Origin of the sequence: Rhodothalassium salexigens DSM 2132, from assembly GCF_004341375.1 — a bacterium.
GTDB classification, from domain to species: Bacteria; Pseudomonadota; Alphaproteobacteria; order Sphingomonadales; family Rhodothalassiaceae; genus Rhodothalassium; species Rhodothalassium salexigens.
On sequence record NZ_SLXO01000001.1, the window covers coordinates 490,712 to 507,824 of the forward strand.

Here is a 17,113-nt window from a genome sequence, read left to right on the forward strand (position 1 = left end):
TTCAGGAGCCGGCCTCACTAAAACACCGTCAGAAAGTCCGTCAAAATTCTTCTATAGGCACGAGCGGGGCAGCGGCAAGTCGAGATGAGAGTCTGAAAAATCATAAGCTTGGCGCAAAGCGAACGCGGATCGACAGTTCAAGTCAGATGATTCACTGAAACAGGCATAAGGCGCTGCCTGTTCTACGATATTCCCCGCCACAGCCCGCCAGAGCATCCTTTTTCCCTACTCCCACTCGATGGTACCGGGGGGTTTGGAGGTGACGTCGTAGACGACGCGGTTGATGCCGCGCACCTCGTTGATGATCCGGGTCGCCACTTGCGACAGGAAGGCGTGGTCGAAGGGATAGCTGTCGGCGGTCATGCCGTCGACCGCGGTCACCGCACGCAGCGCGCAGACATGGTCGTAGGTGCGGCTGTCGCCCATCACGCCCACCGTCTTGACCGGCAAAAGCACCGCAAACGCCTGCCAGATGGCGTCGTAAAGCCCCGCCTTCTCGATCTCTTCCAGATAGATCGCATCCGCCTTGCGCAGGATGTCGGCCTTGTCCGCCGACACCGGGCCCGGAATGCGGATCGCCAGACCCGGCCCGGGGAACGGGTGGCGGCCGATCATCCGCTCGGGCAGACCCAACTCGCGGCCGAGCGCGCGCACCTCGTCCTTGAACAATTCGCGCAACGGCTCGACCAGTTCCAGGTTCAGCCGCTCGGGCAGACCGCCCACATTGTGGTGCGACTTGATGGTCACCGACGGGCCGCCGGCGAACGACACGCTCTCGATCACATCCGGGTAGAGCGTGCCCTGGGCCAGCAGGCCGGCATTCTCCACCTTCTGGGCCTCTTCCTGAAACACGTCGATGAACAGGCCGCCGATGATCTTGCGCTTGCGCTCGGGGTCGTCGACGCCGTTGAGCGCGCTCAAGAACAGGTCGCTGGCGTCGCGCGCGATCAGCGGGATATTGTAATGGTCGCGGAACAGGCGCTCCACCTGCTCGGCCTCGCCGGCGCGCAACAGGCCGTGGTCGACGAACACACAGGTGAGCTGGTCGCCGATCGCCTCGTGCAGCAGCACCGCCGCCACCGAGCTGTCGACGCCGCCCGACAGGCCGCAGATCACCCGCCGGTCGCCCACCTGGGCGCGGATCTCGGCGATCTTGGTGTCGCGGAACGCCGCCATGGTCCAATCGCCCGCACAGCCGCAGACGCCAAGCGCGAAATTGCGCAGCAACTGGCCGCCATGGGGCGTGTGGGTCACCTCGGGGTGAAACTGGACGCCGTAGAAGCGCCGCGCGTCGTCGGCGATGAAGGCGAACGGCGCACCGTCCGACTGGGCGACCACCCGGAAGCCCTCCGGCAGCCGGTCCACATGGTCGCCATGGCTCATCCACACCTGTTCGCGGCTGCCGGGCTCCCAAACACCCTCGAACAAGGCGCAGGGCTCCTTCAGGTCGAGAAAGGCGCGGCCGAATTCCTGATGGTCAGACGCGGTAACCGAGCCGCCCAACTGCGCGACCATGGTCTGCTGGCCATAACAGATGCCGAGCACCGGCACGCCCATGGCGAACAAGGCGTCGGGAGCGCGCGGCGTCTCCGCCTCGGTCACCGAGGCCGGGCCGCCCGACAGGATCACGCCCCGGGGCGCGAACGCCGCCATGCTGCGGTCGTCGACCTTGTTGAACGGTTGGATTTCGCAGTAGACGCCGGCTTCGCGCACCCGGCGCGCGATGAGCTGGGTTACCTGGCTGCCGAAATCGACGATGAGGATGCGGTCTTGAGTATCGGTCACGGTCATGATGACCGGCCTTGTAGCGAGCACCGGGGGCGCCGTCCAGCGCGCATTTGCCCGCCGCTGCCAAGCCCCGTGGGACCGCGCGGCCGGCGCCCGCTGGCGCCCCTTAGCGTCACCGATCAGCCGCCCCCGGCGGTGGCGGCACGCGCGGCGTCGAGCGCCCGACGCATCGGCGCCAGCCGCCCGCAGGCGTCGTCGATCCGGGCGCACAGCGTGTCGAGCCGATCGAGCGTGGCGTCCGCGCCGTCCAGGTCGCGCAGGGTCATCTGCGCCTCCATCTTGGCGGCCAGCACCGTCACATTGACCGGGTTGAGCGCCAGCGCGCGGTCGAACAGGCGCAGCGCCGCCTCGCCCTGCCCCGCCGTCGCGTTGAGCCGGCCCAGGCCGACCAGTGCCGCGACGCTGCGCGGGTCGGCGACCAGCGCCTGCTGATAACGCAAGCGCGCATCCTCGGTGCGCCCGGCGACCGACGCGGCCTCGGCCGCCTCGACCAGGCGGGCGCTGGCGGCGCGGAACCGGTCGGCGGTGGTCGCGGCCTGGGCGGCCGGCGGCCACACCAGCGTCATCGCCAGCAGCAGCCCGGCCACAGCCATAGCGGACACCCCCGCGGACCCTGCCGGGGACGCCGTTGCAGATGCCCCCGAAGCCCCCCTCGGGGGCCGCCCCAAGGACACCATCGGGCGCGGAAACGCGCGGGTCAGCGACGAAAACGGCCAAGCGGTCATGATCGCGAAGACATGGGACAGCCGGCGCGCCGCGTCAAGCAGCCGCCGGCCGGCGGTCAGGCGTCGGCCGGGCAACGGACCAGGAGCGCCGCGAAGAAGCCGTCGCCGCCATCGGCGTCGGGCGTCCAGGCGTGCGGCCCGCCCGCCGGGTCGGCCAGGGCGAAGTCCGGCCGGCGGTCCAGGAAGGCGGCGATCTGGGCGTCGTTCTCGCCCGCCAGGATCGAACAGGTGGCGTAGACCAGCCGGCCGCCGGGCTTGACCAGCGCCGCCGCCTCGTCGAGCAGGCGCGCCTGACGCTGGCGCAACTCGTCGAGCCACTCGGCGTCGAGACGCAGGCGCAATTCGGGGCTGCGCCGCCAGGTGCCGGTGCCGCTGCACGGCACGTCGGCCAGCACCAGGTCGGCGGTTTCGGCGTGGGCGCCGAGCCAGCGCAGGCGCGGCTTACCGGTCGCCGGCAGCGCCACGGTCTCGGCCACGGTGACGCCGGCGATTGCGGCGCGCCGGGCCAGGGTCTTGAGCCGCTGCGGCGCGATGTCGACCGCCCACAGCCGGCCCTCATTGGCCATGGCGGCGGCCAGCGCCAGGGTTTTACCGCCAGCGCCCGCGCACAGATCGATGACCGTCTCGCCGGGTGCGGCGGCGGCCAGGGCGCAAGCGCGCTGGGCGTTGGCGTCCTGCACCTCGACGGCGCCGTCGCGCATCAGCGGCGACTGGTGCAGCGATACCGGCGGGTCGACGCGCAGCGCCGTGGCGGTGCCCGCGACCGGCACGGCGGTCACGCCCTGCTCGGCCAGGGCGGCACGCACCGCCTCGGGCTCGGCCTTGAGCGTGTTGACCCGCAGGTCGAGCGGCGCGCGCCCGACCAGGGCGGCGAGCACCGGCGCGGCGGCGTCCAGGTCCAGATGGTCGGCGAGCCAGGCCGGGCATTCGAGCCGCGCGGTGGCGCTCAACCGGTCGGCCGGCAGCGCCCGGGCGGCGGCCAGCGCGGCAGCCTCGGCCGCGTCGGGCGCATGGGTGGCGTGCGGACCGGCGAACAGCGCGGCGTTGCCGCTGCCCTCCGCGTCCGCCGTCTCCGCGTCATCGAGCGCGCACAGCGCCAGGGTCCGCCCGGTCGCCGCGAGCCCCACGGCGGCCAGCCGCTCGGACAGCGACACCGCGTGGCGCAGGGTGTCGAACACCTGGTCCTGGATGGCGCGCCGGTCCTTGGACCCGGCATAGCGCCGGGCGCGGAAATAGTCGTTGACCAGCCGGTCGGCGGGCGGGCCATTGTCGCGCGCCGCGCTCAGGATCACATCCAACAGGTCAATGGCCGCAGCCAGGCGGGCGGCAGGGGTCATCGCCGACGCCTCAGCGGGCGGGGTAGTTGGGCGATTCGCGGGTGATCGCCACGTCGTGCACATGGCTTTCGGCGAGGCCCGAATTGGTGATGCGCACGAACCGGGCGCGTTGTTGCAGATCGGGGATGGTGCGCGAGCCGGTATAGCCCATGGCCGCGCGCAGGCCGCCGCCCAGTTGGTGCAGCACGTTCTTGGTCGGCCCCTTGAACGGCACCTGGCCCTCGACGCCCTCGGGCACCAGCTTGAGCGTGTCCTTGACCTCTTCCTGGAAATAGCGGTCGGCCGAGCCGCGCGCCATCGCCCCCACCGAGCCCATGCCGCGATAGGCCTTGTAGGACCGGCCCTGATACAGGAACACCTCGCCCGGCGCTTCGGTGGTACCGGCGAGCAGCGAGCCGATCATCACCGCGTTGGCGCCGGCGGCGATCGCCTTGGCCACGTCGCCCGAGGTGCGCACGCCGCCGTCGGCGATCACCGGAATGCCCGCCTTGGCGGCCTGTTCCGCGGTGGTCATGATCGCGGTCAGTTGCGGCATGCCGACGCCCGCCACCACCCGCGTGGTGCAGATCGAGCCCGGGCCGATGCCCACCTTGACCGCGTCGGCGCCGGCGTCGATGAGCGCCTGGGCGGCCTCGGGCGTCGCCACATTGCCGGCCAGCACCTGGGTGGCGTTGGAGCGTTTCTTGACCCGCTCGACGGTGTCGAGCACCCGGCGCGAATGGCCGTGGGCGGTGTCGATCACCACCAGGTCGGCCTCGGCGTCGATCAGCGCCTCGGCGCGGGCAAAGCCGTCCTCACCCACCGAGGTGGCGCCGGCGACCAACAGCCGGCCGGTGGTGTCCTTGGCGGCGTCCGGGTGGGCCACCGCCTTGTCCATGTCCTTGACCGTGACCAGCCCGATACAGCGATAGTCGGTGTCGACCACCAACAGCTTTTCGATCCGGTGCTGGTGCAGCAGCCGCTTGGCTTCCTCGCTGGTGACGCCGGGGGTCACGGTGACCAGCCCCTCAGCGGTCATCAGTTCGGCCACCGGGGTCGCCTTGTTGGTGGCGAAACGCACGTCGCGGTTGGTCAGAATGCCGGCCAGCTTCTTCGGCCCCGGACCGGCGCCGCGTTCGACCACCGGAATGCCGGAGATCGCGTGGCGGTCCATCAGGTCGAGCGCCTCGGCCAGGGTCTGATCGGGGAACATGGTCACCGGGTTCACCACCATGCCCGATTCGTACTTCTTGACCCGCCGCACCATCTCGGCCTGTTCCTCGATGGTCAGGTTGCGGTGGATAACGCCGATGCCGCCCATCTGCGCCATGGCCACGGCCAGGTCGGTTTCGGTCACCGTGTCCATGGCCGAGCTCAACAGCGGCAGTTTGAGTTTCAACGTCCTGGTCAGTTGCGTGCCCGTGTCCACCTGCCCCGGTAGCACGTCCGACTCTGCCGGTACGAGCAATACATCGTCGAAAGTCAATCCCAGGCTGATATCCATGGCGGCGCTCCGAAACTCTGCGGTGGCGGGAATGGGGCGCGTATAGGGTACACGCCCCCGCCTTGTCCAACGGCTTTCTCGCCCGAGCGCTTTCTTGTCCGATGAGCATGGGCTCCCTGGCCGGCGGGAGCGGTGGGGCCAGCGGGGCGGCGGGGCCGGCAGCCACGCGCCGATCAATCGCCGCGGCCGCGAAAGCCCTTTGCCACCACATACCATTCGACCGATTCCGGGCGCGACGCGGCGGGCTTGACGTGCTTGACCGTCTTGAAGCCCGCCTTCATGCGCCGCAGCAAGGCCTCCTCCGCCCCGCCTTGCAGCACCTTGGCGACGAAATGCCCGCCCGGCGCCAGATGCGCCTCGGCGAAGTCGAGCGCCGCCTCGCACAGCGCCATGGTGCGCAGATGGTCGGTCTGCTTGTGGCCGGTGGTGTCCGCGGCCATGTCCGAGACCACCAGGTCCACCGGGCCGCTCAGATGCTCGCCCAGGGCCGCGTCGGCGGCGGGGTCGAGGAAATCCATCTCCAGGATCGCGGCACCGGCCACCGGGTCGGTGGCCAGCCGGTCGATGCCGACCACCTCCGCGCCGTGGCCCAGGCGCTCGACCATCACCTGCAACCAACTGCCCGGCGCACAGCCCAGATCCACCGCCCGGCGCACGCCGCGGAACAGGTGCAGCTTTTCGTCCAGTTCCAGAAGCTTGAACGCCGAGCGCGCGCGATAGCCGCGGCGCTGCGCCTCGGCCACATAGGGGTCGTTCAACTGGCGTTCGAGCCAGCGGGTCGACGACAGCTTGCGCCCGCGCGCCGTGCGCACCCGCACCTTCGGCCCCCGGCTGCGCCCGCGCGGGTCGCCGCCGGTGCGGTTGGCCCGCCGGGCGCCGCGCCGGCGCTCATTGCCGCTGCCATCCCTGCCGCCGCTGCCGCCGCCGCTTTTGCCGCCACCGCTACCGGCCCCGCCGTCGCCGCGTCCGTCGGTCATGGATCGTCGTCCTCCCTGCTGAGCCCCGCCCGGTCGTCTCGGACCGTCGCGTGCTCCAATCCTTCAAACACCCGCTGGTCAGAGCGTCGCGGCCACGCTCGGCGGCATGATCACCTCGGGGCCCTGCTCCATCAGGCCGCGCAGGATGCCCTCGCGGATACCGCGGTCGGCCACCCGCAGGCGCTCGGCCGGCCACAGGGACAGGATCGCCTCCAGGATCGCACAGCCGGCGACCACCAGATCGGCCCGGTCATCGCCGATGCACGGTTGGGCGCGCCGCTGGTCATAGCTCATGCGCGCCACCGACCAGGTCAGGTCGCGCACATCGCCCGAGTCGATCCACAGCCCATCCACCTTGGCACGGTCATAGGCCGGCAGTTGCAGATAGACACTGCCAAGCGTGGTCACCGTCCCCGAGGTGCCGAGCAACTGCACAGCCCCCCGGGCCACCACCTCGTCGAGCCCATGGTCGCGCCCGAAGGCCTGGAGGGCGCGCCGCATCTCGTCCACCATGGTGCGGAACAGCGCTTCGTCGGCATGGCGCACGTCATAGCGCTCGGCCAGATTGATCACGCCCCACGGCATGGAGATCCACGCCATAATGCGATAGCCGCCCGAGGTGCGCCGCACATGGATCAATTCCGTCGACCCGCCGCCGATGTCGAACACCAGCGCATCGGAGAGATCGTCGACCAACAAAGACTGACAGCCGAGCACCGCCAGACGCGCCTCCTCGCCCGCCGAAATCACATCCAGCCGCAGGCCGGTCTCGTCATAGACCCGGGCGATGAAGCGGTCGGCATTGTCGGCGATCCGGCATGCCTCGGTGGCGACGCTGCGCAGGCAGGTGACGCGACGCCGGTCGATCTTGTGTGCACAGACCTTGAGCGCGTCCACCGCGCGATCCATCGCCGCATCCGACAAGCGCCCGGTACGTGACAACCCCTCGCCCAAGCGGACGATGCGCGAAAAGGCATCGATGATCCGAAACCCGCCACCCTGCGGCCGGGCCACCAGCAGCCGGCAATTATTGGTGCCCAGGTCCAGCGCGCTGAACACGGCGCGCGACGGACGTCGGTCGGCGTTGGCCTCGGCCGTCTTGTCCGCCGGCCGCGCTGCCCCGAGGCTGTCCGTCCCCGAGACGCGTGCCGGTTTGCCCGGCCCGGGGTTTTTTATGTCACTCATCACGCTCACGATTCGGTTGTGATAACCGTCCTTGTGTTCCTGCTTAGCGGTCGCGCCCGGTTCGGGCAAGCGGCCCGGTCTCCCGCACCGCCAACACGGCGTCGCGGACGGCACCGGCGTCGTGCCGGTGTTTTTGATTTGTTCTTTACCGCAGCAGCCGAGTCGGATATAAGAACAAAAGACGAACCATTCAGGGGAGGATCGGATGACCGACCTGATCGTTCACGCCTTGGGGGCGGCCTATTTCGCCGGGCTGCTATGCTTGGCCGCCGCCGGGTTACGCGGCACCGGCCGGGTCTGGGCCACGCTTAACGCGCGCCGCCGACGCCCGGTGCGTGCCGGGCGCCGGCTCGCCCCCCCGGCCCCCTTTCCCCCCGCCCGCTGACCGCGTGGCCAACCGGTGGGCTCCAGGGGAGACCGGCCGGCACCAGCCCGGCACCGGCAGAGACAGCCGCGTCGGCCAACGCGGGACACACCGACCGACCCGCGGCGCATCGACCGACCCGGGGCCGGTGCGCGCTTCCAGGCGACCGACATTCCACGGCGACGCGACGCCGCCGTGGCGCTTGCGGCGCCGGCCCGCCGTTCGCCCGCCCATGCCGCCGGGCGTGTCCGCCCTTCAGGCGGTCGGGCGCGCTCTGTCCGCTGCGTCGGCCGGGTCAGATCGCTTCGCCCTGGAATGCCTGAACCTCGCAGAACAGTTCGCGCGCCCGGGCTCTGGCGCACAGATCGCTGGCGCCGTCGGGCGTCGCGAACGGGCCGACGATCAAACGGTGGAACTGGCCGCCGAAATCGTCCAGGCGGATGGAATCGACCCGCGCCGTCAAACCGTCGAACAGGTCGGGATACTCGCGCTGCAGCTCGGCCCAACCGCTGCTCACATCGCCGCGCTCACGGTACGAGACCAGATGCGCGCCGTAGCGGCCGCCGCCCTCGCCGCCGGCCACCGGCTGGCCGAGGGCGTTGAGCACCTCCGCGGCCTGCTCACGCACCACCGCCTCCTCCGCCTCGGCGACCTTTTCCAACTCGGCCACGCGCCCCGCCATGGCCTCCAATTGCCCGCGCAGCGTGGCGATCACATCGGTTTCCAGACGCGCCAGCGTCTCGCCCATGGCCTGCTGGCGCTTGGACAGCGCAGCCGGCGCCGGCCCCGCCTCCAACGCATCGAGCGTGCGCGCCATGGCGTCCACCCGATCGGCCAGATCCTTGACCCCGCGCTGGGTGTCCGAAAGCCGTTCGCCGACCCGACTCACCTGCGCCTCAAGCGCCGCGAACTTGTCTTCCAATGCCGCTTGCCGGGCCAGCAGCGTGTCGCGCATGGACATCAACTCGCTGCGCTCGATCTCGGCGCGCGCGGCCTGACCGGCATCCGCCACCAGCGTGTCCGAGACGCTGGTATTGGCCCCCATGAACCCCTGCCCGTCCGCACAGCCGCCCAATGCCAGCAACGCCGCCAGCGACACCAAAAGGCCGGACCGAACCGCCATCGTCACGACTCCCATCAGTTCGTTTCCGGTCCGACTGTGCGCCGCCCTTTACAAACGACCGGTTAAAGCGCATCTAATGTATATCGTGTCGATACTATCCGGGTAGATTATTATGGACGTGCGGACGCTTTGCCTGGGCATTCTTTCGCTCGGCGATGCCACCGGCTACGAGATCAAAAAGATGGTCGCCGAGGGCAGCTTTTCGTTTTTCAGCGAGGCCAGCTATGGGTCGATCTATCCAGCGCTCACCAAACTGACCCAGGACGGCCTGGTCGCCTGCCGCACCGAGCATCAGGAACGCCGGCCCGACAAGAAGGTCTATTCGCTGACCGACGCCGGGCGCCAGACGCTTGAGGGCACGCTGCGCGACGGCCCCGAACCGGATCGCAACCGGTCAGACTTTCTGGCCTCGCTGCTGTTCGCCGAAGCGGTGTCGCCGGAGCGCTTGGGCGGCCTGATCGACGCCCGTATCGGCCAGCACGACGAGAAGATCGACGCATTGAACCGCTTGCTCGCCCAGGATATGTCCCCCGCTTCACGATTTGTGATAGAATACGGGGTTGCAACCCAGAAGGCCGCACGGCACTTCCTAGTCAGCTATCGTGACCGGTTGACCGCCGACGCGCCCTTGTCCACCAAGGCGGCCGAGTAGGCGCAATCGGCAGCCATCGACGGGCCGGATCGACGGTCAGCGGGCAAGGGACGGGGTTGGATGCGAAAATCTTTCATCAGCGCAGCGGCGCTTGCGCTGCTCATCATTGCCTGGATGGCCAGCGGGCTGCTCGGCGGCGGCGCGCCCCCACGCGACGACACCGGGTCCGACGACCGGTCGGCCGACCGCCCCGGTGCCGCCGAAGAAGACGCCTTGTTCGCGGTCCGCGCCCGACGCTTCCGAGCCGAACCCTATGCCTCCGAGATCAAGGTGAGCGGTCGCGCCGAAGCCTTGCGCGTGGTCGACGTGGCGGCGGAAGTCGAAGCGCGGGTCATCGAAACGCCGCACGACCGGGGCCAGACGGTGGCCGAGGGCGACCTGTTGTGCCGGCTCGATCCGGGCGAGCGGCCCGAGCGGCTGGCCGAGGCGCGCGCACTGGTCGACCAGCGCCGGCTCGAATACCGGGCCAACAAGGAACTGGCCGCCAAGGGAAACCGCTCGGAAACCCAGCTCGCCGCGGCGCTTTCCGCGCTCAAAAGCGCCGAGGCGCAAGCGCGGCAATGGCAATTGGCGGTCGACCGGCTGACCATCGAAGCGCCGTTCGCCGGGCTGGTCGAAGAGCGCCCGGCCGAACTCGGCGATCTATTGCGCGTCGGCGACATCTGCGCGCGCATCGTCCTGCAATCGCCGTTCCTGGTCACCGGCCAGGTGAGCGAAGCTCGGGTGCCGCACATCCATCAGGGCGCGGCCGCCGAAATACGTATCGAGAGCACCGGCGAGGCCCTGTCAGGCACCGTGCGCTATATCGCCGCGATCGCCGACCGACGGACCCGCACATTCCGCATCGAGGTGGCCGTGCCCAATGAAGACCGCACCTTGCGCGACGGTATGAGCGCCACCATCCGCCTGCCGCGCGATCCGCGCCCGGCGCACCGCCTGCCGGCCAACGCCATCGTGCTGGCATCGAGCGGCGCCACCGGCGTGCGCACGGTGGACGAGACCGGCCAGGTACACTTCCGCCCGGTGCAGGTGTTGGCCAATCAAAACGACATGCTGTGGGTGGACGGTCTGCCCGAAACCGCGACGGTGATCACCGTCGGCCAGAACTTCGTCAGCGAGGGCGAACGGGTCGACGTGACCATGGAGAGCGCGGCGTGAACGCGATCATCGCCGCCGCCATCGAGTACAAGCGGGTCATCATGACCCTGCTCGTGCTGGTGCTGGTCGCCGGCCTGTGGGGCTATGACCGCATCCCCAAGGAGAACAATCCCGAGGTTCAGGTGCCGTTCTTTTCGGTCACGCTGACCCACACCGGCATCTCGCCCGAGGACGCCGAGCGGCTGCTGATCAAGCCCATGGAGAAGGAGCTCAAGACGCTCGAAGGGCTCAAGGAGATGATCGCCACGGGCTATGAGGGCGGCGCCTCCATCTCGCTGGAGTTTCTGATCGAGGCCGACCCCGATGTGGCGCTGGCGGAAATCCGCGAAAAGGTCGACCTGGCGCGCTCCGACCTGCCCGACGAGACCGAGGAACCGGTGGTCGAGGAATATTTCGCCGCCGACGAACCGGTGGTCGAGATCGTACTGTCGGGCGCCCTGCCCGAGCGTCAGATGGTCGCCCTCGCGCGCGACCTGAAGGACCGGCTGGAAGGCATCCCCATGGTGGTCGAGGCCAAGCTGACCGGCGACCGCGACGAGGTCATGGAAGTGCTGGTCGATCCGGTCAAGCTGGAGACCTACGACCTGTCGCTGACCGAGGTGGTCGGGGCGGTGCAGAACAACAACCAGTTGGTCGCCGCCGGCGCGCTGGAGCTGGGCCCGGCGCGCTATCCGGTGAAGATCCCCGGCCTGATCGAAGGGGTACCCGATGTGGCCGCGCTGCCGATCAAGGTGTCGGACGACGGCGACGGCGTGGTGACGCTGGCCGACGTGGCGACCGGGCGACGCACCTTCAAGGACGCCACCTCCTACGCCCGCTTCAACGGCCAGCCGGCGCTGCGCCTGGAGGTCTACAAGCGCGCCAAGACCAATGCGCTGGCCACCGCCAACCAGATCAAGGCGGTGACCGAGGAGGCGCGCAGCCTGTGGCCCGAAACGCTGGCGGTCACCTACAGCTACGACAGCTCGGAATATGTGGTCGATTTCATGGGCACGCTGCGCAACTCGGTATTGTCGGCGGTGTTGCTGGTGGCCGTGGTGGTGGTGGCGGCCTTGGGTGCGCGCTCGGCCGGGCTTGTCGGCGTGTCGATCCCGGGGTCGTTTCTGTTCGGCATCCTGGTGCTGCACGCGTTCGGCTATTCGATCAATGTGGTGGTGCTGTTCGGGCTGATCCTGGCGGTCGGGCTGCTGGTCGACGGCGCCATCGTGGTCACCGAATATGCCGACCGAAAGATGCTCGAAGGGCTCGACCGCGAAGCGGCGTTCCGCATGGCCGCCCAGCGCATGGCCTGGCCGATCACCGCGTCGACCATGACCACGCTGGCGGCGTTCTTCCCGATCCTGTTCTGGCCCGGCATCCTGGGCGAGTTCATGAGCTACATCCCGCTGACGCTGATCTTCGTGCTCACCGGCTCGCTGCTCATGGCGCTGGTCTTCCTGCCCACCGTGGGGTCGATCATCGGCCGGCCCGGCGAAGGCGACCCCAATGTGATGGAAAGCCTGTCGGGCAATGCCGCGTTCGACCCGCACAAGCTGAGCGGCCTGACCGGACGCTATGCACGCCTGCTGGCCCGGCTGGTGCGCCATCCGTGGAAGCTGACCGGCGCCACCTTCGTGGTGCTGATCGGCGTTTGGGTTCTGTTCGCCACCGACAATCAGGGCATGAAGCTGTTCCCGGAGATCCCGCCCGAGGCCGCGGAAGTGGTGGTCCACGCGCGCGGCAATCTGTCGATCGACGAAAAGGACCGGCTGGTGCGCGACGTGGAGGCACGGCTGCAAGGCATCGCCGGCGTCGAACATATCTCCACCCGGGTCGGCGCCGGCCGCGCCGAGGATACCATCGGCGCGATCCGGCTGATCTATTACGACTGGGACGAACGCGCTCAGAGCTCGGCGGCCATCGAAGCCGAGGTGCGCCGCCGCATCGCCCATGTGCCGGGCGTGCGCGTGCAGTTCCGCGCCCAGCAAGGCGGGCCGGTGCAGGGCAAGGATATCGCCATCCAGGTGCGGTCGGAACAGGCCAAACTGGTGGAGCCGGCGGTGGCCAAGCTGCGCGGCTTCGTCGACGCCGAGATGGACGGCCTCGTCGACGTGGAAGACAGCCGCCCGGTGCCCGGCATCGAATGGGAGTTGAGCGTCGACCGCACCGAAGTGGGCCGCTATGGCACCGACGTGGCGACCGTCGGGCGGTTTCTGCAACTGGTCACCAACGGCGCGCTCGCCGGCACCTACCGCCCCGACACATCGGAAGACGAGGTCGACATTCGCGTCCGCCTGCCCGACGACGCGCGCGGCCTCGATGCGCTCGACACCATCCGGGTCGCGACCCCGCACGGCCAGGTGCCGGTGTCCAATTTCGTCGTCCGCGAAGCCCAGAACCAGGTCGGCGAGATCGAGCGCGTCGACGGCAAACGCATGATGAGCGTCTCGGCCAATGTGGCCGAGGGCGTGCTGCCGCCCGAACAGGTGGCCCGTATCCGCGACTGGCTGGCGTCGCAGGACTGGGACCCGCGGCTGTCGTTCGAGTTCAAGGGCCAGGACGAACAGGAACAGGAAACCACCGCCTTTCTGTCCGAAGCGTTCATCGGCGCGGTGTTCCTGATGGGGCTGATCCTGATCGCCCAGTTCAACAGCTTCTACCACGCCTTCCTGATCCTCACCGCGGTGGTGTTGTCGACCATCGGCGTGGTGTTCGGGCTGTGGGCGATGGACCGGCCGTTCGTGCTGGTGATGAGCGGCATCGGCATCATCGCGCTGGCCGGCATCGTGGTGAACAACAACATCGTGCTGATCGACACCTATGCCCGGCTGGTCAAAAGCGGCTGCGAACCGCTCGACGCCATCGTGCGCACCGGCGCTCAGCGCCTGCGCCCGGTGATCCTGACCACGGTGACCACGATCATCGGCCTGACCCCGATGATCTTCCAGGTCAATATCGACCTGTTCACCCGCAGCATCGAGTATGGCTCGCCGACCAGCTTCTTCTGGGTCGACCTGTCGATCGCCATCGCCTTCGGGCTCGCCTTCGCCACCCTGCTGACGCTGCTGGTCACACCGGGGCTGCTGGCCCTGCGCATCCAGGTCAAGGCGCAACTGGCACGCCGCCGGGCCCGCAAGCGCCCCGTCCGCGGCGCCGACCAGGGCGACGACCAAACCCGATTGGCCGAGGCGGCGGAGTAACCCCACCCGCACACGCCCCCGTGGCGCCATCGTTCATCGCCGGTTCAGCCGGGCGCCCCGGCGATGACACCGTTTCGCCTCAATCCGGCCGCGCGATAACCGCCTTTGGCGCCGAGCTTGCCGCTGTCCCGCAGAACGCCCCGACACAGGCGTTCGTGACAGAGGAAAGCATCTATGGTGAGCACGCAAATCCTGGTGGGGACGATCGGCGGCGCCTGGGCCTTTCTGGTGGTCTTTTTGGTGCTCGAAGCCAGCTATCACCGCCGGACGCTCAAACAGATTCCGATCCGCATCCACGTCAACGGCACCCGCGGCAAGACCAGCGTGGTGCGGCTGATCAATGCCGGCCTGCGCGCCGGCGGCTATCGGGTGGTGGCCAAGACCACCGGCTCGTTCGCCGCCTTCACCGGCCCTGATGGCATCGACTATCCGATCCACCGGCCCGACCACCCCAACATCATCGAACAGATGCGGGTGATCTGGCGCATGCGGCGCTTCGATCCCGAGATCGCGGTCATCGAGTGCATGGCGCTGCAACCCACCTATCAATCGCTGACCGAACGCATGATGGTCAAATCGACCCACGGCGTGATCACCAACGCGCGCGCCGACCATCTGGACGTGATGGGCCCCGGCCCGCGCGATGTGGCGTTGGCGCTGGCCGGCTCGACGCCGTTCGGGGCCCGCCTCTATACCGCCGAGCGGCGCTATCTCGATGTGTTCGAAGACGCCTGCGCCGACCGCGGGTCCGAGCTGTGCGCGGTCGGCGAGACCGAGGTGGCGGCCATCGACGACGCCATGCTGGCGCCGTTCGACTATGCCGAGCACGCCGAGAATGTCGCCCTGGCGCTCAAGGTCTGCGAGGATCTGGGCGTCGACCGCGCGGCTGCGCTCGCCGGCATGCAGGCCCTGCCGCCGGAAGTGGGGGCGACGCGGATCCTCGACGTGCCGTTCTTCGGCCGCAGCCTGGTGTTCGTCAACGCCTTCGCCGCCAACGACCCCGAATCCACCGAGATGATCTGGAAAAAGGTCGTCGCATCCCACGGCGCCGGGCGCGACAAGATCGCGGTGGTCAACTGCCGCTTCGACCGGCCGCAACGCTCGCAACAACTGGCCGACGTGGCGGCGCAATGGACCCCCGCCGAGCATTATATCCTGATCGGCTCGGGCACCATGCACTTCGCCAACCGCGCGGTAAAGCGCGGCCTGTCGCCCAACGCCATGACCATCGCCGAAGGGCTGGCATCGTCGGAAATCTTCGAGACCATCGTCGAACACTGTCGCGGCGACGGCCTGATCGTGGGCATGTGCAACGTCCACGGCGGCGGCGTCGAACTGGCCCGCTATTTCGCCAACCGCGCAGCGAAAGTGGAAGAACTATGACCCTGTTGAACCTGCTTGCGGTTTCCATCGGCATCGGGCTGGTGTTTACCGTGTTGCTGACCGAGGCGTTCGGCCTGGCCGCCGGCGGTCTGGTGGTGCCGGGCTATGTGGCGCTGAAGGTGCTGCAACCCTGGGACCTGGTGATCACCCTGCTGGCCGCCTATCTGGCATTCGTGGTCGTGCGCACGCTGTCCGGCTTTCTGGTCATCTACGGCCGCCGACGCACCGCGCTGACCATCCTGACCGGCTATCTGATCGGCAGCCTGGGCGAATTGGCGTTCGGCGGCGGGCTGATCGTGCCGGCCGCCACCGCCAATCCAGGGCTCGACGCCATGGACGCCATGAACGCGGGCCTCGGCCAGGACGCGCCGCTCAAATATCTGGAATTGGGCGTGATCGGCTACATCATCCCCGGCCTGATCGCCATCTGGTTCGACCGTCAGGGCGTGGTGCGCACGCTGACCGGGCTGATCCTCACCGCCTCGCTGGTGCGGCTGAGCCTGGTGGTGATCATGCCCGAAGCGCTGGCGGCCTACGAACTCAACCAGGCCGCCCACATGCCGTCGCTTCAAGACACCCTCAATTCGGTCACAGGAGGCAGCCAATGATCAAGCGGGGCCAACAACTCTATTGGCGGCCGTCGCGGGTACCGATCCCGGTCATGGTCGCCCTGGCGGTGGTGTCGATCCTGTGCGTGACGGCGGTCGAGACCTTCAAGGGACAGGACGACGTGGCCGACTATTACGATGTGATGCTCAAAGCGTCGCGCCAGGCCGAGCAAGGCATGGAGTATCTGCGGCCGCTCCGCGGCCGGGTCGAGCCCATCGACCCCTCGGTCGACCCGCGCCGCACCGGCATGATCGGCGTCGCCTCGTCGCGGGTGACCAGCAATAGCGGCCACCTGCCGGCCAAGCTGACCAGCGTCAACCCGAATTGGGCGGCGGTGGCGGTCAAGCTGCTGGTCAAGGCCGGCGTGCGCGAGGGCGACGTGGTCGCGGTCGCGGTGTCGGGCTCGTTCCCGGCGATCAATCTGGCGGTCTACAGCGCGCTCGAAGCACTGGGCGCCGAACCGGTGGTGATCGCCTCGGCCTCGGCCTCGCAATGGGGGGCCAATGTGCCGGGCTTCGTCTGGCTCGACATGGCGCGCGAGTTGCGCGACGGCGGCATCATCAAGACCAAGGCGCGGGCGGCCACGCTCGGCGCGCGCGAGGATATCGGCGGCGGCCTGTCGCAAACCGGCATCGCCTCGCTCAAGAGCAGCCTCTCCAAGGCCGAAGTGCCGTTGCTCGACGTGTCGGGCTACCGGCAATCGGTGGCGCGGCGCATCGCGCTCTACCGCGAGGAGGCCGACGGCCGGCCGATCAAGGCGATGGTCAATGTGGGCGGCGGCGTCGCCACCACCGGCCCGCCGGGCATCGACCATTTGTTCGAAAGCGGGCTGAGCTATGCGGCGCCCAAGCGCGCGTTTGCCGCGCCGTCGGTGCTGGGCTACTTCCTCGACGAGGGCGTGCCGGTGATCCATTTCTCGGGCATCGCCGGCCTGGCGGCGCGCCACGGCCTGCCCGAGGTGATGGCTGAGGACCCGGCTATCGGCGAAGGCGGCGTCTATACCGCGCGCCAATACCGGCGCTGGCTGGCCGGCACGCTGATCCTGGTGCTGCTCGGTGTCACCACGCTGGCGATGCGCTCGGCCAATCTGGCGCTCAACGTGGACCAGCCGGGCGAAAAGCCCAAGGGCCTGCTGCGTCCCAAGGTCTAA

At 68.9% G+C, this 17,113-nt stretch carries 14 protein-coding genes; 7 read left to right on the plus strand and 7 right to left on the minus strand.

Annotated features, from left to right (window positions below; translation table 11 throughout):
• Window positions 1–225: 225 nt before the first annotated feature.
• From guaA to EV659_RS02135, 6 genes are all read right to left on the minus strand, one after another.
• Complete coding sequence (guaA, locus tag EV659_RS02110) at window positions 226–1,791, minus strand: glutamine-hydrolyzing GMP synthase (RefSeq protein WP_132707005.1); 1,566 nt, start codon at window positions 1,789–1,791, stop codon at window positions 226–228.
• Window positions 1,792–1,907: 116 nt separating this feature from the next.
• Window positions 1,908–2,381: a tetratricopeptide repeat protein gene (locus EV659_RS02115; protein ID WP_132707007.1), complete on the minus strand. Its 474-nt coding sequence runs from the start codon at window positions 2,379–2,381 to the stop codon at window positions 1,908–1,910.
• A 188-nt stretch (window positions 2,382–2,569) separates the two neighbouring features.
• Window positions 2,570–3,850: an RsmB/NOP family class I SAM-dependent RNA methyltransferase gene (locus tag EV659_RS02120; protein ID WP_132707009.1), complete on the minus strand. Its 1,281-nt coding sequence runs from the start codon at window positions 3,848–3,850 to the stop codon at window positions 2,570–2,572.
• A gap of 10 nt (window positions 3,851–3,860) precedes the next feature.
• Window positions 3,861–5,333 (minus strand): IMP dehydrogenase, encoded by a 1,473-nt coding sequence (gene guaB / locus EV659_RS02125; RefSeq protein WP_132707010.1) that lies wholly within the window; start codon window positions 5,331–5,333, stop codon window positions 3,861–3,863.
• Between the two features lie 173 nt (window positions 5,334–5,506).
• Entirely contained in the window at window positions 5,507–6,310 is an 804-nt protein-coding gene (locus tag EV659_RS02130; RefSeq protein ID WP_132707012.1) for an RlmE family RNA methyltransferase, read from the minus strand.
• A 78-nt stretch (window positions 6,311–6,388) separates the two neighbouring features.
• Window positions 6,389–7,495, minus strand: a complete 1,107-nt coding sequence (locus EV659_RS02135) for a Ppx/GppA phosphatase family protein (protein WP_132707014.1) — start codon at window positions 7,493–7,495, stop codon at window positions 6,389–6,391.
• A gap of 205 nt (window positions 7,496–7,700) precedes the next feature.
• On the opposite strand from EV659_RS02135, the gene EV659_RS02140 reads away from it, so the two are divergent.
• On the plus strand, window positions 7,701–7,880 hold the full coding sequence (locus tag EV659_RS02140) for a hypothetical protein (RefSeq protein ID WP_132707016.1): 180 nt from the start codon (window positions 7,701–7,703) through the stop codon (window positions 7,878–7,880).
• 274 nt (window positions 7,881–8,154) lie between these two features.
• Here EV659_RS02140 and EV659_RS02145 read toward each other — a convergent pair whose 3' ends face one another.
• Window positions 8,155–8,982, minus strand: coding sequence for a hypothetical protein (locus EV659_RS02145; RefSeq protein WP_132707017.1), 828 nt, complete (start codon window positions 8,980–8,982; stop codon window positions 8,155–8,157).
• Window positions 8,983–9,094: 112 nt separating this feature from the next.
• Here EV659_RS02145 and EV659_RS02150 point away from each other — a divergent pair, with 112 nt between their 5' ends.
• The 6 genes from EV659_RS02150 to pgsW all read left to right on the plus strand — a co-directional run bounded on the left by EV659_RS02150 (window position 9,095) and on the right by pgsW (window position 17,113).
• Window positions 9,095–9,634 (plus strand): PadR family transcriptional regulator, encoded by a 540-nt coding sequence (locus tag EV659_RS02150; RefSeq protein ID WP_132707019.1) that lies wholly within the window; start codon window positions 9,095–9,097, stop codon window positions 9,632–9,634.
• A gap of 60 nt (window positions 9,635–9,694) precedes the next feature.
• The gene (locus EV659_RS02155) at window positions 9,695–10,792 is read left to right on the plus strand and encodes an efflux RND transporter periplasmic adaptor subunit (RefSeq protein WP_132707021.1); all 1,098 of its coding nucleotides are present in this window, start codon (window positions 9,695–9,697) and stop codon (window positions 10,790–10,792) included.
• Window positions 10,789–13,971, plus strand: a complete 3,183-nt coding sequence (locus tag EV659_RS02160) for an efflux RND transporter permease subunit (RefSeq protein ID WP_132707023.1) — start codon at window positions 10,789–10,791, stop codon at window positions 13,969–13,971. The genes EV659_RS02155 and EV659_RS02160 overlap by 4 nt, the downstream gene beginning before the upstream one ends.
• A gap of 174 nt (window positions 13,972–14,145) precedes the next feature.
• Entirely contained in the window at window positions 14,146–15,354 is a 1,209-nt protein-coding gene (pgsB, locus tag EV659_RS02165; RefSeq protein ID WP_132707024.1) for a poly-gamma-glutamate synthase PgsB, read from the plus strand.
• Window positions 15,351–15,962, plus strand: coding sequence for a poly-gamma-glutamate biosynthesis protein PgsC (gene pgsC, locus EV659_RS02170; protein WP_132707026.1), 612 nt, complete (start codon window positions 15,351–15,353; stop codon window positions 15,960–15,962). Before pgsB ends, pgsC begins: the two co-directional genes overlap by 4 nt.
• Entirely contained in the window at window positions 15,959–17,113 is a 1,155-nt protein-coding gene (pgsW, locus tag EV659_RS02175; RefSeq protein ID WP_132707028.1) for a poly-gamma-glutamate system protein, read from the plus strand. The genes pgsC and pgsW overlap by 4 nt, the downstream gene beginning before the upstream one ends.

Bases quoted from the DNA above. Each gene is read 5' to 3' on its own strand.
- guaB (WP_132707010.1), bottom strand. From the start codon at position 5,333: ATGGATATCAGCCTGGGATTGACTTTCGACGATGTATTGCTCGTACCG.
- guaA (WP_132707005.1), bottom strand. From the start codon at position 1,791: ATGACCGTGACCGATACTCAAGACCGCATCCTCATCGTCGATTTCGGC.
- EV659_RS02150 (WP_132707019.1), top strand. From the start codon at position 9,095: ATGGACGTGCGGACGCTTTGCCTGGGCATTCTTTCGCTCGGCGATGCC.
- pgsC (WP_132707026.1), top strand. From the start codon at position 15,351: ATGACCCTGTTGAACCTGCTTGCGGTTTCCATCGGCATCGGGCTGGTG.
- pgsB (WP_132707024.1), top strand. From the start codon at position 14,146: ATGGTGAGCACGCAAATCCTGGTGGGGACGATCGGCGGCGCCTGGGCC.
- EV659_RS02135 (WP_132707014.1), bottom strand. From the start codon at position 7,495: ATGAGTGACATAAAAAACCCCGGGCCGGGCAAACCGGCACGCGTCTCG.
- EV659_RS02140 (WP_132707016.1), top strand. From the start codon at position 7,701: ATGACCGACCTGATCGTTCACGCCTTGGGGGCGGCCTATTTCGCCGGG.
- pgsW (WP_132707028.1), top strand. From the start codon at position 15,959: ATGATCAAGCGGGGCCAACAACTCTATTGGCGGCCGTCGCGGGTACCG.
- EV659_RS02130 (WP_132707012.1), bottom strand. From the start codon at position 6,310: ATGACCGACGGACGCGGCGACGGCGGGGCCGGTAGCGGTGGCGGCAAA.
- EV659_RS02155 (WP_132707021.1), top strand. From the start codon at position 9,695: ATGCGAAAATCTTTCATCAGCGCAGCGGCGCTTGCGCTGCTCATCATT.
- EV659_RS02120 (WP_132707009.1), bottom strand. From the start codon at position 3,850: ATGACCCCTGCCGCCCGCCTGGCTGCGGCCATTGACCTGTTGGATGTG.
- EV659_RS02145 (WP_132707017.1), bottom strand. From the start codon at position 8,982: ATGGCGGTTCGGTCCGGCCTTTTGGTGTCGCTGGCGGCGTTGCTGGCA.
- EV659_RS02115 (WP_132707007.1), bottom strand. From the start codon at position 2,381: ATGGCTGTGGCCGGGCTGCTGCTGGCGATGACGCTGGTGTGGCCGCCG.